Source organism: Streptomyces sp. NPDC013187, from assembly GCF_042899705.1.
Taxonomy (GTDB): domain Bacteria; phylum Actinomycetota; class Actinomycetes; order Streptomycetales; family Streptomycetaceae; genus Streptomyces; species Streptomyces hawaiiensis_A.
Genome location: NZ_JBIBAF010000021.1, coordinates 61,978 through 87,217, shown reverse-complemented (window position 1 = coordinate 87,217; position 25,240 = coordinate 61,978). Strand labels below are relative to the sequence as shown.

28 protein-coding genes and 1 pseudogene are annotated in these 25,240 nt (G+C 71.9%); 18 read left to right on the top strand and 11 right to left on the bottom strand.

Annotation, left to right across the window (positions count from 1 at the left end):
- Positions 1 to 37: 37 nt before the first annotated feature.
- The 4 genes and pseudogenes from ACFY5B_RS34940 to ACFY5B_RS34925 form a co-directional block, all read left to right on the top strand.
- Positions 38 to 1,009, top strand: a complete 972-nt coding sequence (locus ACFY5B_RS34940) for an LLM class F420-dependent oxidoreductase (RefSeq protein WP_389977729.1) — start codon at positions 38 to 40, stop codon at positions 1,007 to 1,009.
- A gap of 291 nt (positions 1,010 to 1,300) precedes the next feature.
- Positions 1,301 to 2,329 carry a hypothetical protein gene (locus ACFY5B_RS34935; RefSeq protein WP_389977864.1) on the top strand — a complete coding sequence of 343 codons (1,029 nt, stop codon included), beginning with the start codon at positions 1,301 to 1,303 and terminating at the stop codon, positions 2,327 to 2,329.
- A 62-nt stretch (positions 2,330 to 2,391) separates the two neighbouring features.
- The gene (locus ACFY5B_RS34930) at positions 2,392 to 2,817 is read left to right on the top strand and encodes an SsgA family sporulation/cell division regulator (RefSeq protein WP_389977726.1); all 426 of its coding nucleotides are present in this window, start codon (positions 2,392 to 2,394) and stop codon (positions 2,815 to 2,817) included.
- An 83-nt stretch (positions 2,818 to 2,900) separates the two neighbouring features.
- A pseudogene (locus ACFY5B_RS34925) lies at positions 2,901 to 3,533 on the top strand (DUF2238 domain-containing protein); the annotation flags it as partial.
- Here ACFY5B_RS34925 and ACFY5B_RS34920 read toward each other — a convergent pair.
- Positions 3,534 to 4,031 carry a DUF6328 family protein gene (locus tag ACFY5B_RS34920; RefSeq protein WP_389977723.1) on the bottom strand — a complete coding sequence of 166 codons (498 nt, stop codon included), beginning with the start codon at positions 4,029 to 4,031 and terminating at the stop codon, positions 3,534 to 3,536. It abuts the pseudogene before it with no gap.
- 149 nt (positions 4,032 to 4,180) lie between these two features.
- Between ACFY5B_RS34920 and ACFY5B_RS34915 the strand changes: the two genes are divergently transcribed.
- Positions 4,181 to 4,528: a hypothetical protein gene (locus ACFY5B_RS34915; protein ID WP_389977720.1), complete on the top strand. Its 348-nt coding sequence runs from the start codon at positions 4,181 to 4,183 to the stop codon at positions 4,526 to 4,528.
- Positions 4,529 to 4,537: 9 nt separating this feature from the next.
- On the opposite strand, the gene ACFY5B_RS34910 is transcribed toward ACFY5B_RS34915, so the two are convergent.
- Positions 4,538 to 5,521 carry an aldo/keto reductase gene (locus ACFY5B_RS34910; protein ID WP_389977717.1) on the bottom strand — a complete coding sequence of 328 codons (984 nt, stop codon included), beginning with the start codon at positions 5,519 to 5,521 and terminating at the stop codon, positions 4,538 to 4,540.
- Between the two features lie 139 nt (positions 5,522 to 5,660).
- On the opposite strand from ACFY5B_RS34910, the gene ACFY5B_RS34905 reads away from it, so the two are divergent.
- From ACFY5B_RS34905 to ACFY5B_RS34895, 3 genes are all read left to right on the top strand, one after another.
- Positions 5,661 to 7,391 (top strand): cholesterol oxidase substrate-binding domain-containing protein, encoded by a 1,731-nt coding sequence (locus ACFY5B_RS34905; protein ID WP_389977714.1) that lies wholly within the window; start codon positions 5,661 to 5,663, stop codon positions 7,389 to 7,391.
- 314 nt (positions 7,392 to 7,705) lie between these two features.
- Positions 7,706 to 8,074, top strand: coding sequence for a tyrosinase cofactor (locus tag ACFY5B_RS34900; protein ID WP_351640637.1), 369 nt, complete (start codon positions 7,706 to 7,708; stop codon positions 8,072 to 8,074).
- Positions 8,075 to 8,106: 32 nt separating this feature from the next.
- Positions 8,107 to 8,928, top strand: a complete 822-nt coding sequence (locus tag ACFY5B_RS34895; protein WP_389977711.1) for a tyrosinase family protein — start codon at positions 8,107 to 8,109, stop codon at positions 8,926 to 8,928.
- Here the strand turns inward: ACFY5B_RS34895 and ACFY5B_RS34890 are convergent, their stop codons facing one another.
- Positions 8,929 to 9,642, bottom strand: a complete 714-nt coding sequence (locus ACFY5B_RS34890; protein ID WP_389977708.1) for a ribonuclease H — start codon at positions 9,640 to 9,642, stop codon at positions 8,929 to 8,931.
- Between the two features lie 48 nt (positions 9,643 to 9,690).
- Positions 9,691 to 10,491: a VOC family protein gene (locus tag ACFY5B_RS34885; RefSeq protein ID WP_389977705.1), complete on the bottom strand. Its 801-nt coding sequence runs from the start codon at positions 10,489 to 10,491 to the stop codon at positions 9,691 to 9,693.
- Positions 10,492 to 10,653: 162 nt separating this feature from the next.
- Here ACFY5B_RS34885 and ACFY5B_RS34880 point away from each other — a divergent pair, with 162 nt between their 5' ends.
- Together ACFY5B_RS34880 and ACFY5B_RS34875 are read left to right on the top strand one after the other, a co-directional pair.
- A complete protein-coding gene (locus tag ACFY5B_RS34880; protein ID WP_389977702.1) occupies positions 10,654 to 11,553 on the top strand; it encodes an SGNH/GDSL hydrolase family protein in 900 nt (299 codons plus the stop codon).
- Positions 11,554 to 11,570: 17 nt separating this feature from the next.
- A complete protein-coding gene (locus ACFY5B_RS34875; protein ID WP_389977698.1) occupies positions 11,571 to 12,461 on the top strand; it encodes an aminoglycoside phosphotransferase family protein in 891 nt (296 codons plus the stop codon).
- Positions 12,462 to 12,497: 36 nt separating this feature from the next.
- Here ACFY5B_RS34875 and ACFY5B_RS34870 read toward each other — a convergent pair whose 3' ends face one another.
- A complete protein-coding gene (locus tag ACFY5B_RS34870; RefSeq protein ID WP_389977695.1) occupies positions 12,498 to 12,980 on the bottom strand; it encodes a VOC family protein in 483 nt (160 codons plus the stop codon).
- 87 nt (positions 12,981 to 13,067) lie between these two features.
- Between ACFY5B_RS34870 and ACFY5B_RS34865 the strand changes: the two genes are divergently transcribed.
- From ACFY5B_RS34865 to ACFY5B_RS34855, 3 genes are all read left to right on the top strand, one after another.
- Positions 13,068 to 13,241: a hypothetical protein gene (locus tag ACFY5B_RS34865; RefSeq protein ID WP_389977692.1), complete on the top strand. Its 174-nt coding sequence runs from the start codon at positions 13,068 to 13,070 to the stop codon at positions 13,239 to 13,241.
- Between the two features lie 114 nt (positions 13,242 to 13,355).
- The gene (locus ACFY5B_RS34860; RefSeq protein ID WP_389977689.1) at positions 13,356 to 13,997 is read left to right on the top strand and encodes an ATP-dependent Clp protease proteolytic subunit; all 642 of its coding nucleotides are present in this window, start codon (positions 13,356 to 13,358) and stop codon (positions 13,995 to 13,997) included.
- Positions 13,997 to 14,599, top strand: a complete 603-nt coding sequence (locus ACFY5B_RS34855; RefSeq protein ID WP_389977686.1) for a ClpP family protease — start codon at positions 13,997 to 13,999, stop codon at positions 14,597 to 14,599. The genes ACFY5B_RS34860 and ACFY5B_RS34855 overlap by 1 nt, the downstream gene beginning before the upstream one ends.
- Before the next feature lie 18 nt (positions 14,600 to 14,617).
- Here ACFY5B_RS34855 and ACFY5B_RS34850 read toward each other — a convergent pair whose 3' ends face one another.
- Positions 14,618 to 15,031 carry a helix-turn-helix domain-containing protein gene (locus ACFY5B_RS34850; protein WP_389977683.1) on the bottom strand — a complete coding sequence of 138 codons (414 nt, stop codon included), beginning with the start codon at positions 15,029 to 15,031 and terminating at the stop codon, positions 14,618 to 14,620.
- Positions 15,032 to 15,244: 213 nt separating this feature from the next.
- Here ACFY5B_RS34850 and ACFY5B_RS34845 point away from each other — a divergent pair, with 213 nt between their 5' ends.
- Positions 15,245 to 16,132: an RNA polymerase sigma factor SigF gene (locus tag ACFY5B_RS34845; protein WP_389977680.1), complete on the top strand. Its 888-nt coding sequence runs from the start codon at positions 15,245 to 15,247 to the stop codon at positions 16,130 to 16,132.
- Between the two features lie 168 nt (positions 16,133 to 16,300).
- On the opposite strand, the gene ACFY5B_RS34840 is transcribed toward ACFY5B_RS34845, so the two are convergent.
- Positions 16,301 to 16,765 carry an ATP-binding protein gene (locus ACFY5B_RS34840; protein WP_389977677.1) on the bottom strand — a complete coding sequence of 155 codons (465 nt, stop codon included), beginning with the start codon at positions 16,763 to 16,765 and terminating at the stop codon, positions 16,301 to 16,303.
- Positions 16,766 to 16,952: 187 nt separating this feature from the next.
- Between ACFY5B_RS34840 and ACFY5B_RS34835 the strand changes: the two genes are divergently transcribed.
- The 3 genes from ACFY5B_RS34835 to ACFY5B_RS34825 are packed head-to-tail and all read left to right on the top strand — an operon-like array spanning position 16,953 to position 18,087.
- Positions 16,953 to 17,093, top strand: a complete 141-nt coding sequence (locus ACFY5B_RS34835; RefSeq protein ID WP_389977674.1) for a hypothetical protein — start codon at positions 16,953 to 16,955, stop codon at positions 17,091 to 17,093.
- Entirely contained in the window at positions 17,090 to 17,674 is a 585-nt protein-coding gene (locus tag ACFY5B_RS34830) for a PRC-barrel domain-containing protein (RefSeq protein ID WP_389977671.1), read from the top strand. The genes ACFY5B_RS34835 and ACFY5B_RS34830 overlap by 4 nt, the downstream gene beginning before the upstream one ends.
- Positions 17,671 to 18,087: a PRC-barrel domain-containing protein gene (locus ACFY5B_RS34825; protein ID WP_389977668.1), complete on the top strand. Its 417-nt coding sequence runs from the start codon at positions 17,671 to 17,673 to the stop codon at positions 18,085 to 18,087. The genes ACFY5B_RS34830 and ACFY5B_RS34825 overlap by 4 nt, the downstream gene beginning before the upstream one ends.
- A gap of 10 nt (positions 18,088 to 18,097) precedes the next feature.
- On the opposite strand, the gene ACFY5B_RS34820 is transcribed toward ACFY5B_RS34825, so the two are convergent.
- Positions 18,098 to 19,108, bottom strand: coding sequence for a DUF6777 domain-containing protein (locus ACFY5B_RS34820; RefSeq protein WP_389977665.1), 1,011 nt, complete (start codon positions 19,106 to 19,108; stop codon positions 18,098 to 18,100).
- A 353-nt stretch (positions 19,109 to 19,461) separates the two neighbouring features.
- Between ACFY5B_RS34820 and ACFY5B_RS34815 the strand changes: the two genes are divergently transcribed.
- Positions 19,462 to 20,760: a streptophobe family protein gene (locus ACFY5B_RS34815; protein ID WP_389977662.1), complete on the top strand. Its 1,299-nt coding sequence runs from the start codon at positions 19,462 to 19,464 to the stop codon at positions 20,758 to 20,760.
- Between the two features lie 9 nt (positions 20,761 to 20,769).
- On the opposite strand, the gene ACFY5B_RS34810 is transcribed toward ACFY5B_RS34815, so the two are convergent.
- From ACFY5B_RS34810 to ACFY5B_RS34800, 3 genes are read right to left on the bottom strand one after another with little or no spacing between them, the layout of a single operon-like run.
- Positions 20,770 to 21,765, bottom strand: a complete 996-nt coding sequence (locus ACFY5B_RS34810) for a serine/threonine-protein kinase (RefSeq protein ID WP_389977660.1) — start codon at positions 21,763 to 21,765, stop codon at positions 20,770 to 20,772.
- A complete protein-coding gene (locus tag ACFY5B_RS34805; protein ID WP_389977657.1) occupies positions 21,762 to 22,868 on the bottom strand; it encodes a hypothetical protein in 1,107 nt (368 codons plus the stop codon). The genes ACFY5B_RS34810 and ACFY5B_RS34805 overlap by 4 nt, the downstream gene beginning before the upstream one ends.
- 9 nt (positions 22,869 to 22,877) lie before the next feature.
- Positions 22,878 to 25,217: an FHA domain-containing protein gene (locus tag ACFY5B_RS34800; RefSeq protein WP_389977654.1), complete on the bottom strand. Its 2,340-nt coding sequence runs from the start codon at positions 25,215 to 25,217 to the stop codon at positions 22,878 to 22,880.
- Positions 25,218 to 25,240: the final 23 nt, after the last annotated feature.

Genomic DNA, 25,240 nt, shown 5'->3' with positions numbered 1-25,240 from the left:
GCAGTTTTCAAGTCCTCCGTCAGGGGACTCGCCGGTTATGGTGCAAATCGGATACACGATGATGACCGAACAGGCCGGCCCCCGAGAGCTCGTCGACCACGTGGTGCGGGCCGAGGAGGCGGGCTTCGACTTCTCGGTGACCTCCGACCACTACTTCCCGTGGCTGCGCTCGCAGGGCCATTCGCCCTACGCGTGGGCCGTGCTCGGTGCGGCGGCCCAGGCCACGTCACGTATCCCGCTGATGACGTATGTGACGTGTCCGACGTTCCGCTACCACCCTGCGGTGGTGGCGCAGAAGGCCGCGACGCTGCAGTTGCTGTCCGAGGGCCGATTCCGGCTGGGACTGGGATCGGGTGAGAACCTCAACGAGCACGTGGTGGGCGGCGGCTGGCCGTCCGTCGACGTGCGGCACGAGATGTTCGAGGAGGCCGTGGAGATCATCCGGGCCCTCTTCGAGGGCGGCCACGTCAACCGTCGCGGCACGCACTTCGACGTGGAGTCGGCCCGGCTGTGGGACCTGCCGGACGAGGCGCCACCCATCGGCATCGCCGTCTCCGGGGAGCGGTCCTGCGAACTCGCGGGCCGGCTCGGCGACCTGGTCATCGCCACCGAGCCCAAGGCCGGGCTGCTGGAGTCGTTCGACCGGCACGGCGGCGAGGGCAAGCCCCGCGTCGGCCAGCTGCCGGTCTGCTACGACCCCGACCGGGACGCGGCCGTCAAGCGGGCGCATTCCCAGTTCCGCTGGTTCGGCAGCGGCTGGAAGGTCAACTCGGAGCTTCCGCACCCGGATTCCTTCGAGGCGGCGACCCAGTTCGTCACGCAGGACGACGTCGCCGACGCCATCCCGTGCGGTGACGACCCGGATGCGTTCGTCGAGGCCGTACGCCCGTACGCCGAGGCCGGATTCACCGAGGTCGCCCTGGTGCAGATCGGCGGCGAGTCGCAGCCGGCGTATCTGGACTGGTCGGAGAAGACCCTGCTGCCCGCGCTGCGCGACGCGTTCGGCTGAAGCCCTCGGCCGGCGCCTGCACTGTTCGCTCGACCAGTTGAGCCCTCCGCTCCGGGGGGCTCTTCTTCACGAGCGCTCTGATCCGCCGGGCCTGCTCCGTCGTGGCGGGAACCCCCTGCTCGCACGCGCACCATGGCGGGCGTTCCCCGCGCACCCCCACCCGGGGCGACACCGGTTCGGGCCGGCCGTGCGGGCGGCGAACGGCGAGGTCACAGGGTGCCGCTAGGCTTCCGTCCGCACCATGCTCCATCCGATCCGCCTTGCTCAGGAGAGTCGTCCGTGACCGTAGCCATGACCCCGCCCGAGACGTCTCCCGCCGCTCCGGCGCCCGTGTCCGACCTCGTCGTGCGGGACGCGCGGGAGTTCGGGGCGTACGCCCGGACCGGAGGGTGGGCCTTCGGGCTGAAGGTGGCGCGCAGCGTGCGGCCCGGCGGGCAGGGCGCGGACGAGACGCCGAAGGTGTCCGCGAAGGAGTTCGCGGAGCTCGCCGGCTGCTCCCCGGAGCGGGTCATGCGCTACTACAAGGCGTGGGACCGGGCGGCTGACGACGGGATGGTCCCGCAGTTCGAGGCGCTGACGCCGGGTCAGGAGGTGGATCTGCCGGACGCCGACGTGTGGCTGAGCTACTACGTCTCGCGCAACAGCGCCACGTCCGAGCGCGGCGCCGCCATCTCCGAGGCCGCCGAGGCGGAGGGCATCCGGCCCACGAAGGCGCTGGAGGTCGCGGAGAACCCCACCGCCCTGCGGGCCGCGATCCTCGCCGACCCGTCCACCGCCCGAGCGGCCCGCCAGGCCCTGCTGGACCGGGTCCGTGAGGACCCGGACCTCCAGTCGGAGCTGGCCCGCGACGTCGTGCGCACCGACGAGCTGAAGAAGGCCGTCGCCGGTGAGAGCAGGGCGGCCGACCGGATCGGATACGTGCGCCAGATCGCCGAGTCGGGTCAGATCAAGACGCCCGCCGGGCAGACCGTCGACGCGCCCGCCGACCTTCGTCAGGAGGCCGAGCGCCACCTGTCGCTCATCGACGAGCTGGACGAGGGCGAGGACGCCGGCGAGTGGGCCGCCGAGGCCTACGACACCATGAAGTCCCTCGTGGCCGAGGCCGTGGAAGCGGACCCGGGGCTGCGGGTGCAGGAGCAGCGCACGAAGTTCTACAGCAGCCTGCAGAAGGCGACGAAGGTGTTCGAAGAGCTGACCTTCGACGACGCCGGAGAGTTCTACGAGGACGACATGGTGCAGCGCCTGGAGGAGCTGCAGCGGGCGGTCGCCGTCTGTATCGAGTCGCTGCGCGGTGCCCGTGGGAATCACCCGGTCGGCTGAGCATTTCAGCAGAATCGGGGGTACTAGAGGGCTCTACGTCGGTTCTTCCCGGAGGCCCCCTCGTGAACTCGTTCGTCCACAAGACGCTGGTGGTGCAGCTCCAGGCGGGTGACACGGAACGTTTCTCCGTGCTCGCCCACCTGAGCTACGACGCCGCGGACCCGTTCGCCGTCACCGTGGTCTTCAGCCATGACGGCCGTGTCCTCGCCCGGTGGCAACTGGACCGGGAGATGCTCGGCGACGCGCTGCGCCGTCCGGTCGGAGTGGGCGACGTGCGGATGCGCCCGCAGTCGCGGGGGATGTGGCAGGAGCTGCGCATGGAGTTCCTCGGCGATGCCCGCCCCGACGGCGGCCGGCACCACGCGGTGGTGTTCGGGTGGGCGCCCGGGTTCGCGGCGTTCCTGCGAGAGACCCACGAGGTGGTCCCGCCGGGCCGCGAGGAGGTCCATGTCGACGACTTCCTGGCGGGGGTCCTCGCCGGGGGCTGAACGGCGGCCGGTATGAGTAGGCGTACTCGTGCCGGGGGCCTGCCCCCGGCACGACGATGGGCTCCCCCGAAGAGGAGCCCGCCATGTCCGCTGTGTCCGACGTACGCCCGGGTCGCCGGCCGTCGCTGCCCGCCGCCCTCGCCTGCGGTGTGCTCGGGGTGCTGGTCCTGTCCGGATGGCACCCGCACGACCGCATGACCTGGTTCCTGGAGGTCGTCTGGGTCGTCGTGGGTCTGCCGCTGCTGGTGCTGACCCGGCGGCGCTTCCCGCTCACCGGCCTGCTGTGCTGCCTGCTGGCCGCCCACGCCGTGGTGCTGATGGTGGGCGGCCACTACACGTACGCCGAGGTACCGCTCGGCGACCGGGTCCGGGACGCCTTCGGCCTGGACCGCAATCCCTACGACCGGCTCGGCCACCTGATGCAGGGCTTCGTCCCGGCCGTGCTGGTGCGCGAGCTGCTGGTGCGCACCTCGCCGCTGCGCGGCAGCCGCTGGCTCGCGCCGCTGACCCTCTGCGTCTGCCTGGCCTTCAGCGCCGTCTTCGAGATGCTCGAATGGGCCGCCGCCGTGGCCGGCGGGCACGCGGCGCACGCCTTCCTGGCCACCCAGGGCGATGTCTGGGACACGCAGTGGGACATGTTCTGCGCGCTGATCGGAGCGAGCGCGTCGCTGCTGCTGCTCAGCCGGGTGCACGACCGGCGACTGGCCATGGTGCCGTCACCGCGAGGTGTGACGGCGGCGGGTCCACAGCGGCAGGACGAACCAGCACAGCAGGTACCAGCCGACCACGCCGGCGACGAGGTAGGGCACGAATCCGTTATGCGTCGCCACGCGCAGGATCAGCAGCAGTGAGGCGGTCGTCGTGGCGAGCAGCAGCACGAGGCCGAGCAGGGTGAGCCGGGAGGCCAGCTGCACCGCCTGGGGTTTGACGCGCCGCCCGGAGACGAGGCGGTGCAGGGACACCGGTCCTATCAGCGCCCCCGTCGCGCAGGCGCCCAGGACCACCGTCACGAGGTAGATCGTCTGGTCGGTGTCGGAGAGTTTCGCGTACTTCTCGGTGAACACCACGGTGAGCAGGAAGCCGAACAGGATCTGGACGCCCATCTGCGCCACGCGGACCTCCTGGATGAGCTCCTGCCACATCCGGTCCGCTCTCTCCTCCTCCGTCTCGTTGCGCCCCCGGCGCATGGCCCCGCCCTCAGCCGCGTCCGCCACTGTTTCCTCCCGATGTGAGATCCGAGCCCTCCTCTTTCCCGGGTTCCCCGGAACGACTCCTCGTCCCGGGACCTGCGGCGGTTTGAGCGATCAGGGGACGGTTACACGGACGGCGCGAATGACGCAGAGCCCGAGGAGGTCGTGGACGCATGTCCGGTACGCAGCTCACCGTCACGCTCAGCGGCGGAGGCACCGACGACGCGCGAGCGGTCGTCCGGGCCCTGGAAGGCACGTTCGGGGCGCCGGACGAGGTCCCCGCCGACGGGAACGCGACGGTCCACACGGCGACCTTCGACGGGGAGAGCGGCGCGGGCTCCGCCGGTGGTGACGCAAAGGCCTCCGGGCGGCTGTCCGCGCCGGTGACCGTCACCGTGCAGGGCAGCCCGGAGGCCGTGCGGAGGGCGAGCGACACGCTCACCCGGGCTTTCACGGCACGCGACGACGGTGCCGCCTCCGGCGACCAGGAGCAGGAGCGGCAGCTGCTCCTCGAGCCGTGAGAGCCGGCCTCACCAGCGGGATTCGACCTGGTCCTTGATTCGCCGGTCGTACAGGTCGCGGATCGCGGCCAGGGTCTCACCGGGCAGCTCCGGGAGGCGGGCGGCGGCCGCGTTGGCCCGGGCCTGCTCGGGCGAGCGCGCGCCGGGGATCACGGTCGTGACGCCGGGCTGCTCGACGATCCAGCGCAGGGCCAGCTGGGCCGGGGTGCAGCCCTCGGGGGCGAGCGCCGCGAACTCGGCGGCCGCCTCCACACCGGTGGCGTAGTCGACGCCGGAGAAGGTCTCGCCCTGGTCGAAGGCCTCGCCGTGCCGGTTGTAGGTGCGGTGGTCGTTCTCCGGGAAGACGGTGTCCCGGGTGTACTTGCCGGAGAGCAGGCCGGAGGCCAGCGGCACCCGGGCGATGATGCCGACGCCCGCCGCACGGGCGGCCGGGAGCACCTCGCGCAGGGGCTTCATGCGGAACGGGTTGAGGATGATCTGCACGCTCGCCACGTTCGGCCGGGCGATCGCGGTCAGTGCCTCCTCGCAGGTCTCGACGCTGACGCCGTAGGCGGCGACCCGCTCCTCCTCGACCAGGGTGTCGAGCGCGTCGAACACCTCGTCCGTGGAGTAGACGGGTGTCGGCGGGCAGTGCAGCTGCACCAGGTCGATCCGGTCGACGCCGAGGTTGCGCCGGGAACGGTCGTTCCAGGCACGGAAGTTGTCGAGCACGTAGTTTCCGGGGATCTGGTCGACCCGGCGGCCCATCTTCGTGGCGACCATGACGTGCAGGTCCGGGCGGCCGCTGAGGAACGCGGCGATGGTCTGCTCGCTGCGGCCGTCGCCGTACACGTCGGCGGTGTCGAAGAAGGTCACCCCGGCCTCCGCCGCCGCCTCCAGCACCGCGAGGGCTTCCTTGTCGTCGACGTCTCCCCAGTCGGCACCCAGCTGCCAGGTGCCCAGTCCGATGACGGAAGCGTGCTGACCCGACCTGTCGAATGTGCGCTCGTCCATGGGCGTCAGTCTGTCACCTGTCACAGCACCGCGCGGAACGTATCCCTCCGTCCCGTCGAGCCCGCGCAATTCACTCACACGAGTGAATCGATGCGACAGGAACACGTCACGTGTCAACGGACCCCTAGCGTGGCCTCACGTGACCACAGGTTCAGCGAGCAACCACCCGTCGGACGCCTCGTCCTGGACGCGCCGGCGCCTCCTTCTCACCGCCGCCGCGCTGGCCGCCGTACCCGGTCTGCCGGCGGATCCGGCGGCCGCCGCCGCGGAGCTGCCCGGCTTCCCCGGGGACGTCGCGCTGTACCGCTCGGCGTACCGGAACTGGGTCGGTGAGATCACCGCCGACGGGCTGTGGGCCTGCGCGCCGGACAGCCCGGACCAGCTGGTCGCCGTCGTCAACTGGGCGTGGCGGCATGGGTGGCGGGTGCGCGCCCGGGGCGCCTCGCACGGCTGGTCACCCCTGACGGTCACGGAGGGGACGCCGTCCGGTGCGCCGGTCCTCCTCGTCGACACCACGCCCCACCTCACCGGCCTGGCCCTGGACTCCCCCACCGCCGTGCGTGCCGGAACCGGCGTGACCATGGAGGCCCTGCTGACCTTCCTGGAGGGACACGGCCTCGGCGTCACGGCCGCTCCCGCTCCCGGCGTGCTGACGCTGGGCGGTGCGCTCGCCGTCGACGCGCACGGCACCGCCGTACCCGCGCGGGGTGAGCGACGGCGGTCCGGGCACACGTACGGCTCGCTCAGCAATCTGATCCTGTCCCTGACGGCGGTCGTGTGGGACTCCGGGGCCGGCGCGTACGTGCTGCGCACGTTCCACCGTGACGAGGCGGACTGCGCCGCGCTGCTGACCCACCTCGGCCGGTCCCTGGTGACCGAGGTGGTGCTGCGGGTGGGCGCGAACACCGACCTCAGGTGCGTGAGCCGTACGGACGTCCCGGCCGGGGAGCTGTTCGCCGCGCCCGGCTCGGGCGGGGGGCGGACCTTCGCGAGCTACCTGGACGAGGCGGGGCGGGTCGAGGCGATCTGGTTCGCCTTCACCGAGCATCCCTGGCTGAAGGTGTGGAGCGTCTCGCCCACCCGGCCGCTGACCTCGCGGAAGGTGACGCGGCCGTACAACTACCCGTTCTCGGACAACATCCCGGGGCCGGTGGCGGAGCTGGTCGGCCGGATGACGTCGGACGCGGCCTGGTACCTGGCGCCGGTGCTCGGCACCGCCCAGTACGAGGCCGCTGCGCTGGGGCTGGTGACGACGCTGTCCGCCGACCTGTGGGGGCCGTCCAAGAACACGCTGCTGTACCTGAAGCCGAGCACGCTGCGGGTGCACGCCGACGGCTACGCGGTCCTCACCTCGCGGGACCGGGTGCAGGAGGTCGTCTCCGAGTTCGCCGCCTTCTACCGCGAGCGGCTGACGGCGTACGCCGCCCGGGGCAGCTTCCCGGTCAACGGCTCGGTGGAGATCCGGGTGACCGGCCTGGACGACCCGGGCGACGTGGGGGTGCCCGGGGCCCGCCCGCCCCTGCTGTCGGCGCTCCGGCCGCCCGAGGAGCACCCCGAGTGGGACACGGCCGTGTGGCTGGACGTCCTCACGCTGCCGGGCACACCGGACGCGGAGTCCTTCCTGCGCGAGATCGAGCGGTTCCTCCTGCGCACGTTCGACGGCGGTTCCGCGCTCACCCGGGTGGAGTGGTCCAAGGGGTGGGCGTACACGGACGACGGGGTGTGGAGCGACGAGGAGATGCTGGACGGCGTCGTACCGGCGGCGGTCGGCTCCGCCGAGTGGACGGAGGCGGGCAGGGTGCTGGACCGGCTCGACCCGCACCGCGTGTACGGCAACGCCTTCCTGGACCGGCTGTTCGCCAGGGCGTGAGGTACGCCTGGACGGTCGGGGCCGGTGCGCCCCGACCTCAGGCCACCGAATCGCGCCAGTTTCGCTGCGTGACGCGCACCACGGGCAACGGGCGACCCGGGCGGAAACTCGCGCCACAGCACCCTTCGCGGGTGGAATTTCCCCTTCCGCGCTCACGCCCGGCCCCCTTGAAGCAAGATCATCTTGGTTCAACCTTGCACGACATAAGGGGAATTGCCCGGATCGCAGCCAACCGGCTCGCGTGGATTTCTCCCGGTAGCGGGCGGGCCGGTAGGCATGCGGGGTCATCAGCCGAACCCACCCAGGAGGTCCGCATGCCGGAACTCAGCCGTCGCAGCGCGCTCACCGCCGCGGCCGTCCTCGCCACGAGCGCGGGGGCGTTGTCAGCCGTCACCCCGGCCTCGGCCGCCGGTCACCACGACTCCCCCGGCACCTTCGACGAGGTCTACAAGGGCCGCCGGATACAGGGCCGCCCGGCCACCGGGTCCGGTCACCACGGCCATCACGGCGCGGGCTACGCGGTGTTCGTCGACGGGGTGGAGCTGCACGTGATGCGCAACGCCGACGGCAGCTGGATCAGCGTCGTCAGCCACTACGACCCGGTCGCCACCCCGCGCGCCGCCGCCCGCGCCGCTGTGGACGAACTGCAGGGCGCGCCCCTGCTGCCCTTCCCCGCCAACTGACCCACCACGCACGGCATCTGGAGCACCCGCACATGGCTGTCCGCAAGAACCAGTCCACCCTGACCGCCGACGAGAAGCGGCGTTTCGTCGCCGCGCTGCTGGAGCTGAAGCGCAGCGGCCGCTACGACGAGTTCGTCACGACGCACAACTCCTTCATCGTCTCCGACACCGACAATGGGGAGCGGACCGGGCACCGCTCACCGTCCTTCCTCCCCTGGCACCGAAGATTCCTTCTGGAGTTCGAGCGGGCACTGCAGTCGGTGGACGCGTCGGTGACGCTGCCCTACTGGGACTGGACGGTCGACCGGACGCCGCGCGCCTCCCTGTGGGGGCCGGACTTCCTCGGGGGCACCGGGCGGGAGCGGGACGGCCGGGTGACGGACGGGCCGTTCTCCGCGTCCGGCGGGAACTGGCCGGTCAACGTGCGGGTCGACGGCCGTACGTTCCTGCGCCGCGCCCTCGGGGCGGGGGTGCGCGAGCTGCCGACGCGGGCCGAGGTCGAGTCGGTGCTGGCGATGCCCACGTACGACATGGCGCCCTGGAACAGCGGCTCGGACGGCTTCCGCAATCACCTCGAAGGGTGGCGGGGCGTCAATCTGCACAACCGCGTCCACGTCTGGGTCGGCGGGCAGATGGCCACCGGGGTCTCCCCCAACGACCCGGTGTTCTGGCTGCACCACGCGTTCATAGACAAGCTGTGGGCCGAGTGGCAGCGCCGCCACCCCGGCTCGGGCTACCTGCCCACCGCCGGGACGCCGAACGTCATCGATCTGAACGAGACGATGCGGCCCTGGCACGACATGAGCCCGGCGGACCTGCTGGACCACACCCCGCACTACACCTTCGACGTCTGATCAGACGGTCGCGCCCGAGCGGCACTCCGGGTGGCCCCAGCCGCTGTCGTTCTTGGCGATGGCCTCGCCGGCCGCGTAGGAGCGGCCGCACTGGCAGCGGCCGGGAAACTTCGCCTTGATGGTGCGCGAGGAGCCCTTCCCGCCCGCGGCCTTGGCCGTGCGGGCCGCACCGCCGCGCGGGCGGGAGCGGGGGGCCTTCGCCGGGGTGTCCGGGGAGGGCGGCGGCTCGGGAGAACCGAGGCCGCTGCCCGCGGGCTCCTGGACGACGGCGGCCTGGCTGGCGGCGCGGTCGGCGAAGTCGTTGAGCCGGTCGCCGTCGACCTGGTGGGCGGGGACGTAGCGGAACTCGACCGAGCGGCCGTCCAGGAGCTCGTCGATGCGCACGACGAGCTCCTGGTTGGCGACGGGCTTGCCGGCGGAGGTCTTCCAGCCGTTGCGCTTCCAGCCCGGCAGCCAGGTGGTGACGGCCTTCATCGCGTACTGCGAGTCCATCCGGACCTCGAGCGGCACGTCCGGGTCGGTCGCCGCCAGCAGGCGCTCCAGCGCGGTGAGTTCGGCGACGTTGTTGGTGGCCTTGCCGAGCGGCCCCGCCTCCCACCGCTCCGGTGCCTCGGAAGCGTCGGCGACGACCCAGGCCCAGCCCGCGGGCCCGGGATTTCCCTTGGAAGCCCCGTCACACGCGGCCACAACACGTTCACGCATGCGCTCGATCATGCCATGGACGCGGGCGCCGTCCGGCCGGGAGGTCCGGTGCCCGGTGCGTCACCGGTCCACGTCGGTCAGCTTCGGCATCTCTCCTTCGGTCTTCGTCGTGTCGATCACCGAGAAGCTCGCGCCTTGCGGGTCGCTGAGGGTCGCGAACCGGCCGAACGGGGTGGTCATGGGACCGAACCGCAGCACGCCGCCCAGCTTGGTGGCCTTCGCCACGGCCTCGTCGCAGTCCTCGACGGTGAAGTAGACGTTGATGTACGGCTGCACCTCGGGCGGGAACTCCGCACCCATCTTCATGCGGCCCAGCACGGTGCGCTCGCCCAGGTCGTAGACCCGGAAGTCCATCTCGCCGTCCTCCATGTCCCGCTGCCGGTAGGAGAACACGGCGGGGAAGAACGCGTCGGCCTTCTCCGGCTCACGGGTGAAGACCTCCGCCCAGGTGTAGGCGCCGGGTTCGGCCATCGCCTGGAAGCCCTCGTGGGTGCCGGCCTGCCAGACGCCGAAGACGACACCACCGGGATCGCGGCCCAGGCACATGGTGCCGAAGTCGGCGACCTGCATCGGCTCCATCAGCACCTCGCCGCCGTGGTCGCGGATGCGGGCGGCGGTGGCGGCGGCGTCCTGGGACGCGAAGTAGAGGCACCACTGCGACAGGCCCTCCTGGCCCGGCATGGGCGGAACGACGGCGGCGACCGCTTTGCCGTTCACGGAAGCCTCCGTGTAGTTGCCGAACTCCGCCGCCGCCTCGGCGAAGGTCCAGCCCAGGACGTCCCCGTAGAAGTTCTTGGCCCCTTCGAGATCATCGAACATCGCGTCGGCCCAGCAAGGGGTTCCTTCAGGTTGCACGGCCATGGCCACGGCCCTTCCCGCATGAGTGGAATCATCCGTTTCCTCACGCTAGTCACCCGGGCGCCGGCGCGCGCGCCGAGCGGGACATCCCGGCGCACTCTTCCCCCCGGCGCCCGGTTGTGCTTGCCTGAGTGCCGTTTCGGTGGCCGGGGCGGGAGTTGCCGTATGCGCAAGCCGTGGGTCGTGGGGGTACTGCTGGCCGGGGTGTTCCTCGGCGGGTGCGGGGATCCCGCGTCCGCACCCGAGGAGCCGGCGCCGGCCGCACCGCGTGCGTCGGCCACCACCCACCAGCGCGCCCCCGCCTCCCCCGGTCCGGAGCCGAAACGGGCGCCCACGGTGTTGTACCTCGGCGACTCGCTGGCGATGGAGGGCCAGAAGGTACTGGGCGAGGAGTTACGCCGGGACCTGAAGGCGAAGTACACCGGTGCCCCGTACTCCGGCACCACCCTGTGCGACTACCTGGAGGGCACGGCGGACCGCTCCCTGGTACCGGCCGCCGACAAGGCCGCCGCGCTGGTGCGCAGACTGCGGCCCGACTTCGTGGTCCTGCAGTTCTGGGGGAACTCCTGGGGCTATACGCCGTGCATGGACGGGGTCACCTACGGCAAGTCCCCGGCCCGGTACTTCACCCGCTACGACGCCGACGCGCGTCGGCTCACGGAGCAGATCGCCGCAGCCGGGGGCGACAGCCGCCCGCGGATCGTCTGGGTGTCCCAGGGCCCGGACCCGATCACTCCCGAGCGGGTGCGGCGCGTCAACGCGCTGTACGAGAAGCGTGCCGCCGCCTCGGGCGACCTCGTGGCGGACGCCGGGAAGGCGGTGAGCCCGGCCACCGGCCGGCACACCTGGACGCAGTACCTGCCGTGCACCGCTCACGAGCGCGCCCACCCCGGCCTCTGCACTCAGCCCGGCCGCGACCGCACGGCCCTGCACCGCGACGACGACTATCTGCACTTCTGCCTGGCCCCCACGACGTCCAAACCGAAGCCCTGCCCGGTCCGCTCCCCCGGGATCCTGCGCATCGCCCGGGAGATCACCAAAACCGTTCGACAGGCCGTGCGTTGACCGCTCGAATGGGCGGCATGTGTGCGGTGCGAATGCATGAGGACGAGCTGGACATCGACGTCTCGCTCGTCGGCCGGCTGATCGCCGGACAGTTCCCGCGGTGGGCCGGGCTGCCGTTGCGGCGGCTGGAGTCCTCCGGGACGGAGAACGCCATGTTCCGCCTCGGCACGGACAAGGTCGTACGACTCCCCCGGCACCCCCGTGCCGTGGAGGCCATCGCGCACGAGCTGCGCTGGCTGCCCCGGCTGGGCCCGGCGCTGCCCGTCGCCGCGCCCGAAGCCCTCGGGCGCGGCGAGCCCGGGGACGGCTTCCCCTGGCCCTGGTCGGTGTACGGCTGGCTGGACGGCCGCAACCCGGTGCCCGGCGCGATCGAGGAGCCCGCCCTGCTCGCCGGGGACCTTGCGGCGTATGTCACGGCCCTGCGCCGCATCGACGCGTCGGAGGGGCCCCCGGGTTACCGGGGCGTGCCGCTCGCGACCCGCGACCCCTTCCTGCGTGAGGCGCTCGGGGGGCTCGCGGGGCGGATCGACACCGTCGCGGTGGCCAGGGTGTGGGAGGAGACCCTGCGGGCTCCGGAGCACACCGGGCCGCCCCTCTGGGCTCACGGCGACCTGATGGCCGGGAACCTGCTGGTCACCGGCGGACGGCTCAGCGCCGTGATCGACTACGGGACGGTGGGTGTCGGTGATCCCGCCGTCGACCTCATCGGCGCCTGGTGCCTGCTGCCGGCGGCGGTCCGCGGGGTGTTCCGCGAGGCCGTGGGCGCCGGCGAGGCCGAATGGGCCCGGGCCCGGGGCTGGGCCCTGTCGATCGCGGTCATCGCGCTGCCGTACTACTGGGACACGAACCCGCCGGTCGCGGCGAACTCACGGTATGTGATCGCGGAGATCCTGGCCGAGACGGCGTAGGGCGGAGACCTCTCCCTCGATGTGCCGGGGGGCACGTCACTCGCCCGCGTACGCCTTCTCCAGTGCGGCGATGTCGAACTTGCTCATCGCCATGAACGCCTGGGTCGCCCGCGACGCCTTCGCCGGGTCCGGGTCGCTGATCATCTCGGCGAGCCGGTCGGGGATGACCTGCCAGGACACGCCGAACCTGTCCTTGAGCCAGCCGCAGGGGCCCGGCTCGCCGCCGTTCTCGGTGAGTTTGGTCCAGTAGTAGTCGATCTCCTCCTGGTTCTCGCAGAAGATCATGAAGGAGGTCGCCTCGGTGAACTTGAACTGGGGGCCGCCGTTGAGCCCGAGGAACTTCTGGCCGTTCGCCGTGAACTCGACGGTCATCACACTGCCGGCGGGCTGCATGGCTCCCTCGGGGTAGCGCGCGATTTTGCCGATGCTGGAGTCCTTGAAGATCGAAACATAGTGGTGGGCGGCCTCCTCGGCCTGGCCGTCGAACCAGAGGCACGTGGTGAAACCGTCGGTGGTCATGAGTCCTCCTGCACGCTTCGAACGCTGTCACCACTGTCGACCGGCGCTCGCCCCGGAACTCATCGGCCGGGCGGCCGGCAGATTCACGTGGCCGTTACACCGTTCGGAACCGGCATCGCGGCCCTCACGTCCAGGCCCGTCGGCAGCGGCCCCGGTGGGCACTTCGCCGCGATGGAACCGCCGGACCTGCTGGTGCGTGATATGCGGGCGTTCTTCCGCCGGTTGCGCGAGAAGGGCTGGGTGTCGGGGCTCTGCCGGTAGCGGATCTGCCGAGGGCAGAGAAATCGTTCGCGGGCATCGCCCGAGGTCAAGAGTGAAGTCGACGGCACATCCCGACACGTCAGCGGCACCTGTCGCCGCACCCGAGGAGAACCGATGACTCCACTCAGGACGCTCGCCCCGCGGGCGGAGGAGGGCGACACCCCTCCCACCCGCTTCGACGACCACCTGGCCGCGCAACTGCTCGCGCAGCGCATCGTGCTGCTGGGCACCCAGGTCGACGAGGTCTCCGCCAACCGGGTCTGCTCCCAGCTGCTCATCCTGTCCGCGGAGGACGCCCACACCGACATCAGCCTGTACATCAACAGCCCGGGCGGCGCGGTGCACGCGGGCCTCGCCATCTACGACACGATGCGGCTCATCCCGAACGACGTCTCCACGCTGGCCATGGGCTTCGCGGCCAGCATGGGCCAGTTCCTGCTGAGCGTCGGCGCACCGGGCAAGCGCTACGCCCTGCCGAACGCGCGGATCATGATGCACCAGCCGTCGGCGGGCATCGGCGGCACCACCGCCGACATCGAGATCCAGGCGGAGAACCTGGAGTTCACCAAGCGGACCATCGAGCGGATCACCGCCGAGCACACCGGTCAGAGCCCGGAGACCATCTCCCGGGACGGTGACCGGGACCGCTGGTTCACGGCGGAGGAGGCCCGGGAGTACGGCATGGTGGACCGGGTCGTGGAGTCCCTCGCGGACGTCCGCCCGGCGGCCACCCGGCGCAGGATGGGGCTGCAGTGATGGGTACGTACACGATCCCGAACGTCGTCGAGCGCACTCCGCAGGGCGAGCGGTCCTACGACGTGTTCAGCCGGCTGCTGTCCGAGCGGATCATCTTCCTCGGCACCGAGATCGACGACGGCGTGGCCAACGTCGTCATCGCCCAGCTCCTGCACCTGGAGTCGTCCTCGCCGGAGAGCGAGATCGCGATCTACCTCAACTCTCCGGGTGGCTCGTTCACTTCGCTGATGGCCATCTACGACACGATGACGTTCGTGCAGGCGCCGATCTCCACGTTCTGCGTCGGGCAGGCGGCCTCCACGGCGGCCGTGCTGCTGGCCGGCGGGGACCCGGGGCGGCGGTTCGTGCTGGAGCACTCAAGGGTGCTGCTCGGCCAGCCGGCCACCGGGGGGCAGCGCGGCATGGTGTCCGATCTGGCGCTCCAGGCCAAGGAGATGGTGCGGATCCGCTCCCAGGTCGAGGAGGTGCTGGCGCGGCACACCCACCACGACGTGGCGACCTTGCGGGCCGACATGGACCGCGACAAGGTGTTCACCGCTCAGGAGGCGGTGGGCTACGGGCTGGCCGACGAAGTGCTCAGCCGGCGCCTCGCGAGGGTCTGAGGCGCCGGCCGGTACGGCTCAAGCGGCCAGGCACATGCCGTCGTGCGACGAGGTGGACACCCCGCGGCGGCCTGCGCCCGCGTGGCGCGAGGTGACGCGGGTCAGTTCGCCCTGTGCCCTCGTCAGCAGGTCGCCGAGATTCAGTCCGAGGGCGTGGGCGGCGGCCGCGAGTACCTCCGAGGAGGCCTCCTTGCGGCCCCGCTCCACCTCCGAGAGGTAGGGCATGGAGATCCGCGCCTCGTCGGCGACGTCCTTCAGCGTGCGCTCCTGCGCGAGGCGTTCGCGGCGCAGGACGTCACCCACCAGGTCCCGCCACAGCGGCTCCTTCACCGCGGGGGCGGGCGGCGCCTGGCGCGGCGGTGCACCGGCGGGGCGCGCGCCGTGCGGGCGCAGCGGAATGACTCGGGCTTCGTTCGGCGGGTGGTTGCTCACTTCTCCAGCCTAGGAATCCCGGCCGCCGGGGGAAGGGCCCGGCGTTCCGCCCTGGGTGGAATCACCGCGCTGACGACGGGGACGGAGGACGGAAGGTTGCATTCCGCCCTATTTCACCCATGGGAAAATCGACCGGCATGATGCGCGTCGCCCCGGGTACCCGCAACTCGGGAGTACCTATGCAGATGTCCGCCGTGACTCGTGGGAGAGGTAATGGAGACCGCCGTGATCCGGTCGAAGGCACAGGTCGTCGAAGAGAACGCCGAGGCCAGCGCGGGTGACGGAGCACTGCCAGGAGTCGTGGACCCCCGGGCCGTGGCTCCGCGGGACGCGAGGCAGCTGTCCCGCCAGTTCTTCCAGCGCCTGACGGAACTCGAAGAGGGAACGCACGAGTACCAGTACGCGCGCAACACCCTCATCGAGATGAACATGTCGCTCGTGCGCTTCGCCGCCGGCCGGTTCCGCGGCCGCGGGGACGACATGGAGGACATCGTCCAGACCGGCATGATCGGCCTGATCAAGGCCATCGACCGGTTCGAGCTCTCGCGTGAGGTCGAGTTCACCTCCTTCGCGCTGCCGTACATCGTCGGCGAGATCAAGCGGTTCTTCCGGGACACGACATGGGCGGTGCACGTGCCCCGGCGACTGCAGGAGCTGCGCGTCGAGCTGGCCAAGGCCCGTGAGGAGCTCGCCAGCCGACTGGACCGCGAGCCGACGGTCGCCGAGCTGGCCACTCTGATGAACATCTCCGAGCGTGAGGTCGTGGAGGGGCAGATCGCGGCGAACGGGTACAACTCGTCGTCGCTCGACGCCGCGCTGACCGGAGACGGTCCGGAGGGCGGCGAGGCGGTCCTGGCCGACTTCATCGGCGTGGAGGAGGACGGGCTGCGGCTCGTCGAGGACTTCCACTCGCTCGCCCCGCTCATGGCGGAGCTGAGCGAGCGCGACCGGCAGATCATCCACATGCGGTTCGTGGAGGAGGCCACCCAGGCGGAGATCGGTGAGCAGCTCGGCTGCTCGCAGATGCACGTCTCCCGCCTGATCAAGCGGATCATCGCACGGCTGCGCGAGGGCATGCTGGGCGAGCTGGGCTGCGCCTGACAGGGCCGTCCGACCAGCGGGTGCCGTCCCACTCCCCCATGCGGGAGTGGGACGGCACCCGCGAGCGTTGTCCGGACAGGGTTCGTGGACGAGGGTTCGTGAACAACGGTTCCTCGACGAGGGGGGAACGATTCGTTCCGTCCGGGTGACGCATCTCACCCGGACGGCTCACCCGCCGGATCCGCCGGAGAGCGGCAGAACGGCACGCACCCGCTTGCCCACCGGTACCCGTTCCACGCTGACCTGCTCCGCGAGCGCGTGGACGATCTCCAGGCCGTGCCGGCCGATGCGCTCGGGGTTACGGGGGAAGATCCGGGGCAGTGCGGAGCTGCTGTCGTAGACCGACACCGTCACCGCGGCGTCGGTGCCCACGAGCTCCAGGATGTAGGGCCCGTTGCTGTGCCGGTCGGCGTTGGTGATCAGCTCGCTCACCACCAGCAGTACGGCGCCGTCGACCCGCTCGTCGATACGCGCGCACCACTCGGTCCTGAGCTGGTCGAGAAAGAGCGCGGCGAAGGACCGCGCCTCGGCGATGCATCCCTGCTCGCCGGTGTAGTGTGCCGCCCGCCTCAGCGGTTCCACGGGTACGTCGAAACCAGTCGGTATCACTGCCCCGTCCACGTGGTCGATCATTCTTTTCTCTCTGGGAAGCCGGACTGGCCGGACGCTCTGCACCAGTGCTCGTACCCCGAGCCGGGCTTCACAGTCCTCACGGATGCGGGCCCGGCCGGCGCCACGGGCATTGTCCCCCCTTCGCGGGGCACCCGGAAAGAATCAGGACCGGCCGAGGGCGGCCGGGCCGGATCGCCGGAGGTGCGCTGTGGTCTGGTGGACATGGCTGGTCGTGGTGATCGCGGCACTCGCCGCCGTCGCTGCGGTGACGCTCGCCGTGCAGGCGGGGCGACGGTCGGGCACCGTCATCGCGGTCCGGCGCAGGCCCGGCAGGAAGGGCCTGCGATGAACGAGCTGCTGGCTGCGCGCAGCCTGACGACCCTCCCGGTGGTCACCCTGGGCGGCGACGCCGTCGCGCAGGTCAAGGACACCGTCTTCGACGCCGCCGCCGGTCGGATCACCGGTTTCACGCTGAGCGGGCGCGGCCTGCTGAGCGGGCCGCTGAAGCAGAGCCTGCCGTGGCCGGGGGTGCACGCGCTGGGCCCTCACGCGGTCATGATCCGCGACGCCCTCACGCTGCAGGACACCTCCGTCGTGGTGGCCCGCCGCGAGGCCCAGCAGGGCCGGGTGCTGCACGCGAAGGTACTGACCGACGAGGGCGCCGAGGTGGGCACGGTGCTCGACGTGATCGTCGAGGGCGGCACCAGCGGCCGGGTCGTCGGCTTCCGGATCGCCGCCGCCAAAGCACTGGTGCAGGGTTCCAGACGCCGTCGGCACCGGGTCTACGTGCCGCGCGGCGAGACGCTCGCCGTCTCGGGCCGCGCCCTGGTCATCCCGGCGGACGCCACCCGCTACGTCGCCGACGATCTGCCGGCCTTCGTCGCCCGGGTCGGGGCCTTCCAGGCCGGGCAGGAGGGGTCGGAGCCATGATGCTGTTCTCCGAGGCGCGGGGCCTGCCGGTGCTGACACTGACCGAGGCGGAGGACATCGGCGAGCTGAGGTCGCTGACGGTCGACGCCGTGTCCGGTGTGGTCACGCACGTCCGGGTGCGGGGCCGGCACTCCCGCAGGGAGACCGTGCTGGCCTGGGGTGCCCTGCACGCCATCGGCCCGGACGCGGTCCTGGTCCGCACGACCGCCGAACCGGCCGAGGTGCCACCGCACCACGAGCTGCCGGGCCTCAGGATCCTCACCGAGACGGGCGACACGCTCGGCACGGTCCAGGACGTCGCGTTCGAACCGGAGACGGGCCGCGTCGAGGCGGTCGTCACCGCCCACGGCGACCTGCCGGGCGATCGGATGCTCGGACTCGGTGACTACGCCCTGGTGGTCCGCGCCGCTTGAACCGGCCGGGTCAGGAGGCCGGGGGCTGTTCCGTGGTGCCACCGCCGGTGTCGCTTCCGGTTTCACTCCCGGTGTTGCTGTCAGGGGGCGGCGGCTGGGTGTCGGACGACGGCGGCTCGTCCGTGGTCGGCCCCGACGTGTCCGTGTCCGAGGTCGGCGGTTCAGGTTCACTCGTGGGCGGTTGCGACGACGTCGAGTCGGCCGGTGCCGTCGGCGTGGTGACCCTCGCCGACGGGGACGGCTTGGCGGGCTTCTTCGTCTTGTGGTCCTTCCCGCCCGTGTCGCCCGCCCGGCGCTCGAACCACTCGCCGTCGGGCTCGCACATCACGAAGACGTCGACCGGCTCCGGCGCGGGCGTCACCGCGACGACGTTCGACGACTTGTACCCCGGCCACGCGTCGCCGGTCGTCTTCGGCGCGCTCTGCTGGGCGACCGGCGGGGACAGCGGGTTGCCGCACGCGCAGCGCACCCGGAGCACGCCGCGGTCGTCGACGAGGACGGCCGTGCCGGCCTGGAGGACGGCCTGATAGCTGGTGGGGGCGCCGTTCTTGTAGCCGTGGTTGGTGACGCGGGTGTCCATGCGAAGCTGCACGGGAGTGAGCGAACGCAGGTAGGCGGGCACGTCGGACGGCTGGATCCCGGCGACCGAGGCGAAGGCGCGCTGCTTGTCCGGGACGTCGTCGAGGTACGTGATCTGCTTCTCCACGTCGCAGCTGGCGACGTTGCGAGTGCCGCCGTACAGGCCGGGCGCGTCGCCCTCCACGCCGCGGACGGCGTTCTGCGGCGCCGACTCGGTGGCTCCCGAGGGCGTGACCGGCGAGGCGGAGCTCTTCTCCACGGCCGTCGACTCGGTGAACTCGTCCGGACCGGTGTCGGCCGCGGGCTGGAGGAAGACCTCACCGGTGGAGGTGCTGGTTCCGCCGTCGGACGCACCGGTGCCGCCGTTGTCGGGCCGGGAGAGCACCACGGCCAGGACCACGGCGGCCACCACGGCGGTGGCGATGATCGCGACCCGGGGCACCGACCCCCACCACGGGCGTCGGGGCTCCGGCTCCTTGCCGCCCCCGCTCGGCGGCTCCCAAGGCGGGCCGCCGCCCGAAGGAGGGCCGCCGCCCGAAGGCGGCTGGGAGGGACCCGACAGCGGGCCCGAGGGCGGTCCTGTGGGGCGGCCGGACGACGGTGGATCGACGCTCACGAGCTCTTCTCCCGCGTGGGTTGTCTGCGGCCTTCACACACCCCAGGCGATTCGCCCTGGTGTATGCCGCTTATTCCACTACGAGTTCATTGTGTGCCCCGGTCACGTGCGCCCCGCAAGCCGACGCGGACGGACCTCTCCGGCGGGCGCCCTGCACGGGGGCTGCCTAGCGTGGCAGCGTGAGTTCGCGCACCCCCTCCGGCCAGGCACGTACCTCCGGCGAGCGGGCCGTCGCCCGCCACGGCTGGGCGCATGCCCTCGTCACGGTGCTCGCCGGGCTGCTCGCCATGGCGGTGGTCGCAGCCCTCGGCCTGTGGGCGGCCGGGGCCGGTGACCTTCCGGACGGGTCCTTCGGCCCCGTCGTCGCGGCCACCGTGGTCACCGCGGTCGGCGGCACGGTGAAGCTCACCGGAAGCGCCGGCGACCTCGCCTCGGCACAGACGGGCCTGACGGTGATTCCGCTGTCCGTCACGCTCGCCGGGGCGCTGGTGCTCGCCTGGGGCTTCCTGCGGCCGCTGCGGCACCGAGCGGTCGCCGGTGCGGCGGAGCTGGCCGGTTGGGCCGGCCGGGTGGCGGCCCTGTGGCTGATCGCACTGATCGGCCTGACCCTCGCGGCCCGCCACACCTTCGACATCCCACTGGGGGACGACACGCTCGGCGAACTCGGCGACCTGTTCGGCGCATCGCCGGAGGTCGGCTTCACCACCGACGTCCCGCTGTCCGTGTTCGTCGGCGTGGTGTGGCTGGCCGGTGTGCTGGTGCTGGCGCTGCTGGTGTCACGTGGGGCGCCGTTGCCCGCGGGGCTGCTGCGCTTTCAGGCGTCGGTGCGGCCGGCCGCGTACGCGATGGTCGCGTTGCTGCTGGCCTGCGTCGTCATCGGCGTGATCGTCGCCCTGGTCGTCGCGGCGACCAAGGGGCACGCGCGGGAGACGTTCGCGGTGATCCTGCTGGGCATCCCCAACCTGGTCTGGCTGGCGCTGACGATCGGGCTCGGCGCCACCTGGAACGGCAGGGTGGAGGGACCGTTCGGGCTGCCCATGCCGCATGTGCTCGACGAGGTGCTGCGCACCCCGGACGTCTCCGAGCTGAACCTGCGGACCCTCGCCGAGCACGACGGCCGGGTGTGGTGGCTGCTGGTCGTCGACGTCGTGCTGCTGCTGGCCGCCGGGTTCGTGATGGCGGCCCGGTCACCGGCCCGGGTGCGGGCCTGGCAGCACGCGGTGCACATGGCACTCGCCCTCGGGCTCACGGTGTTCATGATCTGCCTCGTGGGGCGGATCTCCGCGCACTTCGGCCTGTCCGTGCTGGGCATCGGTGACCTGGGCGGCGGTCTTGGGGGCGAGCTGTTCCTGAGGCCCAAGCTGTGGGGTGCCGTGGGTCTGGCCGTCCCATGGGGGCTGGCGGCCGGGTGCGCCGGGGCACTGCTGGCGCGTCGCGTACGGCGGCGGGGCGAGGTGCGCACCGGCGGCGAGAGCTGACGCCGCGCCCTACGACCGCTGTACGAAGACCGGTTCGGCCCAGCGGGGCGGCTGCTTGGGCCGCTCCTCCCCCGTGTCACGCAGCTGCCGGTCCACCCGCGTGGGCGTCCTGGGGGCGCCGGTTTCGTCGCCGGTCGTCGCGGCGCGCAGTGCGGCCACGAAGGCGAGGCAGGACGGGTACCGGTCGTCGGGGCTCTTGGCGAGGGCCTGGGCGAAGACGGGGTCCACCCGCGGGTGGAGGTCGAGCCGGTCCTCGGTCAGCGGCGGCGGTTCGTCGTACTGGTGGGCCCAGAGCAGGGCCATGTCGTCGTCGCGGAGGAAGGGCGGATGGCCGGCCAGGGTCTCGAAGACGACGCAGGCGAAACCGTACACGTCACAGCGGGCGTCGACCGGCTTGCCGGAGATCTGCTCCGGGGCGACGTAGTCGAGCGTGCCGACGAACTGGCCGACCGTGGTGAAGCCGGTCAGCGACAGGGACTTCTTCGTCAGGCCGAAGTCGGTGAGGTAGACGTGCTCGGGGTGGTCGCTGTCGGTGCCGCGGGCCACCAGGATGTTGCCCGGCTTGACGTCCCGGTGGACCAGTCCGTGATCGTGGGCCGCGTCGAGTGCGGAGGCGACCTGGGCGGCGACGCGCAGGGCGGTGGCGGGCGGCATCGGGCCCTCGCGGTCGAGGACGTGCCGCAGGTCGCTGCCGGGAACGTACCGCATGGCGATGTACAGCACGCCATCCGTCTCGCCGGCCTCGAACACCGGCACGATGTGCGGGTGGTCGATCGCCGCGGCGGCCCGCGACTCATGGGTGAAGCGGCGGCGGAAGGTGTCGTTGCGGGCGAGTTCGGGGGCGAGCAGCTTCAGGGCGACGGTGCGTTCCAGGCGCAGGTCGCGGGCCCGGTACACGACGGCCATGCCACCGCGCCCGATCTCCTCCTCGATCCGGTACCCGGCGATCTGCTGCCCGACCAGCTCGGAGGGCCGCCCGGCGAACAGGCTCGTCTCGCGGGTCAACGCCCGTCACCCTCGGGCGAGACGACGCGGGTGGGTTCATGCCCCACGACCCGCGTGGGCGGCGGCGCGGCCGGACGATCCTCCTCCTCGCCTTCGCCTTCGCCCTTCCGGTCCTCGGGGGACACGAGACGCGTGGGCTCGGGAGAATCCGGAGCCACCACCCGGGTGGGCTCGGGGGGCCTGAAGGTTTCCGCCCGGGCCACCTCGGGAGCGTCCGGTGCCACCACCCGGGTCGGCTCAGGAGCATCGGCAGCCACCACCCGCGTCGGCTCAGCAGCACCCGGAGTCACCACCCGGGTGGGCTCCGGAGCCTCGGGGGGCGCAGCCCCCGTCGTCGGTTCGGGGGCCTCGGGCGCGGCCGCTTCGGAGGGCGAGGGCGCCTCGGGCGGGGCCACCCCTGACGGCGACGGCGCCTCGGGCGGGGCCGCCCCTGACGGCGACGGTGCCTCGGGTGGGACCACCCGCGTGGGCCCGGCGGGTGCGCTCTGCGCCGGTGGCGGCGACTCGGCCGGACCGGCGGCCTCCCGTGCTCGGGACGGCTCGACGGGACTCTCGGGCGGAACCACTCGCGTCGGGGGACGCACGGGTGCCGCGGCAGGGCGGGAGGACGCCGGTCCCGCTTCGGGCGTCTCGTCCGTCGCGTACGTGGTCATGCGCGTGCCGTCGGCGTACACCCAGTGCCCGTGGGAGGAGTCGTAGAGCCACACGGACTCCCCGTCGACGACGACACCGATCCGCATGCCGTAGGTGCGCGTGCGGAACGACTCCCGGTCGAGGCCGGCCGCGAGGTCCTCCACCGCGGAGCGGTAGCGCGCCAGGGCTTCCTGCGCCCGGCCCAGCAGCGGCCGCGGATCGGCGGCGCGGGTGAGCGGGCCGTCCGCGGCGGGCGGATCCTGCGGGACGGCGACCAGACGGCGGCCGTCGACCCATGCCGACCAGCCGTTGAAGCACAGCACATGCCCCCAGTCGCCGTGGCGCTCCAGCAGCTGCACCGGCAGCAGCGGATCGAGGTCCACGGTGGGCCGGGCCGGGTCGGGGGCCTCCCAGGCGGGCATCCCGTGCCGCGGGACGACGTGCGTGGGCCGGAAGCCGGGGGTCGTCATCGGCGCTCCCTACTTCCGCATAACGGCCGGTTCGTGCCGGCGCAGCAGCCGGGACACGAGGAACCCGAAGAGCACCGACAGCACGACCAGCATCCCGACGTCCAGCAGCCACGTGCCCGCGGAGTGCTCGAAGAGCGGGTCCTTCGTCAGGTCGTCGGGAACGATCCGGGCGAGCCCCACGGTCCCGGCCATCGCGGCCAGCGCCCAGCGCGCCGGCACCAGCCAGCCCAGCTGCTCGAGCCCCGGGGTGTCGGCCAGCTTCAGCAGGGCCCCGCAGAAGACCACCTGGACAATGGCGATGAGCACCAGCAGCGGCATCGTCACCTCTTCCTTGCGCACCAGCGCGGAGACGAGCAGGCCGAGCATCATCGCGGTGAACGCGAGCAGGGCGACGGCGACCGTGATCTCCACCAGGGGCGGCATCAGCACGCCTTCGCCGCCCGGGGCGTTGAGGTCCACGCCGAGCAGGGCGACCAGGGTCAGCACCACCGCCTGGAGCACGGTGATGACGCCCAGGACGATGACCTTGGACATCAGGTACGCCGATCTGGACAGGCCCACCGCCCGTTCGCGCTGGTAGATCACGCGTTCCTTGACGAGTTCGCGCACCGCGTTGGCGGCCCCGGTGAGCACCGCGCCGACGCACAGGATGAGCAGCGCGTTCATCGCCGTGTCGAGGGTCAGTTTGCCGCCCGCCAGGGCGCGGGCCATCGCGCCCATGACGAAGGGCAGGGCGATCATGATGATCAGAAAGGTGCGGTCGGCGCTCAGCGCGGCCGCGTAACGGCGTACCAGCGTGCCGAGTTGGGCGCCGCGGCTGCGCGGCCGGGGCGGGGCGGTGATGACGACGGGCTCGGAGCGGGGCCGCTGGGGTTGGGCGGAGGCGTCGGCCACGTACCGTCCGTGGAAGGGCGAGGCGAGGTACTGCCCCGCCCAGTCCCGGTCCGTGTCCCGTTCGAAGGCCTCGAAGGCTTCCGGCCACTCCTCGAAGCCGAAGAAGGGCAGGGCGTCCTCGGGCGGCCCGTAGTAGGCGATCCTCCCGCCGGGCGCGAGGACCAGAAGCCGGTCGCACACGTCCAGGCTGAGGACGCTGTGGGTGACGACGATGACGGTCCGGCCGTCGTCGGCGAGGCCGCGCAGCATGTGCATCACCGAGCGGTCCATGCCCGGGTCGAGGCCGGAGGTCGGCTCGTCGAGGAAGAGCAGCGACGGCTTCGTCAGCAGTTCCAGGGCCACGCTGACCCGCTTGCGCTGGCCGCCGGACAGGCTGTGCACGGGCTGGTCGGCGCGCTGTTCCAGGCCCAGTTCGCGCATGACCTCGTCGACCCGGGCGCGCCGCTCGGCCTTGGCGGTGTCCTGTGGGAAGCGCAGTTCGGCGGCGTAGGAGAGCGCCTTGCGGACGGTCAGCTGCGCGTGCAGGATGTCGTCCTGCGGCACGAGACCGATGCGCTGGCGCAGTTCGGCGTAGTCGCGGTAGAGGTCGCGGCCGTCGTAGAGGACGGTGCCGTGGCCTGCGGGTCGCTGGCCGGTGAGGGCGTTGAGGAGCGTGGACTTGCCGGCGCCGCTCGGGCCGACGACGGCGAGCAGGCACTTCTCCCCCACCGGGAACGACACGTGGTCCAGCAGCGTCTTGCGGCCTCGGTCGACGCTGACGGCGAGGTCCTGCACGTCGAGGGAGACCTCGCCGGTGTCGACGTACTCCTGGAGTTGGTCGCCGACGAGGCAGAAGGCCGAGTGACCGATGCCGACGATGTCGCCCGGGCCGACCGGGGAACTGGTGACGCGGCTGCCGTTGAGGTACGTGCCGTTGTGGCTGCCCAGGTCGGTGATCTCGTAGCTTCCGTCGGCCAGGGCGCGCAGTTCGGCGTGCCGTCGGGAGACCACGAGGTCGTCGATGACCAGGTCGTTGTCGGTGGCGCGGCCGATGCGGACGGTGCGGGAGGGCAACGGCCGTACGGTCGTGGGCTGCCGGTAGGTGCCGGTGTGGGCCGGCATGGAGACGGCGGAGGGGCGTTGCGGCCGGGGTGCGGCGCGGGCGGGGCGTCCCGTCAGGGTCATGCGGGGTCCGTCGGCCGGATTGCCGAAGCGGATGACGCTGCCGGGCCCGACGTCCCGTTCATGGATGCGGCGGCCGTCGGCGTAGGTGCCGTTGGTGCTGTCCTCGTCCTCGATGGTCCAGTGACCGTCCTCGGGCCTCAGCACGGCGTGGTGCCAGGAGACCCGGTCGTCGTCGATGACGATGTCGCACAACGGGTCGCGCCCTACGTGGTAGTCGCGGCCCGGGATCATCACGGTGGTGCCCGTCTCCGTCTCCAGGACGAGCTCTGGTGCTACCGAGGGTTGCGCCATGGTCAAGATTCTACCGATGTGCC

Excerpts from the sequence above, each read along its gene's own strand:
- ACFY5B_RS34890 (WP_389977708.1), bottom strand. The coding sequence starts at position 9,642 with ATGATCGAGCGCATGCGTGAACGTGTTGTGGCCGCGTGTGACGGGGCT.
- ACFY5B_RS34805 (WP_389977657.1), bottom strand. The coding sequence starts at position 22,868 with ATGACGACCCCCGGCTTCCGGCCCACGCACGTCGTCCCGCGGCACGGG.
- ACFY5B_RS34940 (WP_389977729.1), top strand. The coding sequence starts at position 38 with ATGGTGCAAATCGGATACACGATGATGACCGAACAGGCCGGCCCCCGA.
- ACFY5B_RS34825 (WP_389977668.1), top strand. The coding sequence starts at position 17,671 with ATGATGCTGTTCTCCGAGGCGCGGGGCCTGCCGGTGCTGACACTGACC.
- ACFY5B_RS34885 (WP_389977705.1), bottom strand. The coding sequence starts at position 10,491 with ATGGCCGTGCAACCTGAAGGAACCCCTTGCTGGGCCGACGCGATGTTC.
- ACFY5B_RS34900 (WP_351640637.1), top strand. The coding sequence starts at position 7,706 with ATGCCGGAACTCAGCCGTCGCAGCGCGCTCACCGCCGCGGCCGTCCTC.
- ACFY5B_RS34860 (WP_389977689.1), top strand. The coding sequence starts at position 13,356 with ATGACTCCACTCAGGACGCTCGCCCCGCGGGCGGAGGAGGGCGACACC.
- ACFY5B_RS34840 (WP_389977677.1), bottom strand. The coding sequence starts at position 16,765 with ATGATCGACCACGTGGACGGGGCAGTGATACCGACTGGTTTCGACGTA.
- ACFY5B_RS34800 (WP_389977654.1), bottom strand. The coding sequence starts at position 25,217 with ATGGCGCAACCCTCGGTAGCACCAGAGCTCGTCCTGGAGACGGAGACG.
- ACFY5B_RS34935 (WP_389977864.1), top strand. The coding sequence starts at position 1,301 with ATGACCCCGCCCGAGACGTCTCCCGCCGCTCCGGCGCCCGTGTCCGAC.
- ACFY5B_RS34875 (WP_389977698.1), top strand. The coding sequence starts at position 11,571 with ATGTGTGCGGTGCGAATGCATGAGGACGAGCTGGACATCGACGTCTCG.
- ACFY5B_RS34855 (WP_389977686.1), top strand. The coding sequence starts at position 13,997 with ATGGGTACGTACACGATCCCGAACGTCGTCGAGCGCACTCCGCAGGGC.
- ACFY5B_RS34895 (WP_389977711.1), top strand. The coding sequence starts at position 8,107 with ATGGCTGTCCGCAAGAACCAGTCCACCCTGACCGCCGACGAGAAGCGG.
- ACFY5B_RS34870 (WP_389977695.1), bottom strand. The coding sequence starts at position 12,980 with ATGACCACCGACGGTTTCACCACGTGCCTCTGGTTCGACGGCCAGGCC.
- ACFY5B_RS34880 (WP_389977702.1), top strand. The coding sequence starts at position 10,654 with ATGCGCAAGCCGTGGGTCGTGGGGGTACTGCTGGCCGGGGTGTTCCTC.
- ACFY5B_RS34915 (WP_389977720.1), top strand. The coding sequence starts at position 4,181 with ATGTCCGGTACGCAGCTCACCGTCACGCTCAGCGGCGGAGGCACCGAC.
- ACFY5B_RS34845 (WP_389977680.1), top strand. The coding sequence starts at position 15,245 with ATGGAGACCGCCGTGATCCGGTCGAAGGCACAGGTCGTCGAAGAGAAC.
- ACFY5B_RS34830 (WP_389977671.1), top strand. The coding sequence starts at position 17,090 with ATGAACGAGCTGCTGGCTGCGCGCAGCCTGACGACCCTCCCGGTGGTC.
- ACFY5B_RS34910 (WP_389977717.1), bottom strand. The coding sequence starts at position 5,521 with ATGGACGAGCGCACATTCGACAGGTCGGGTCAGCACGCTTCCGTCATC.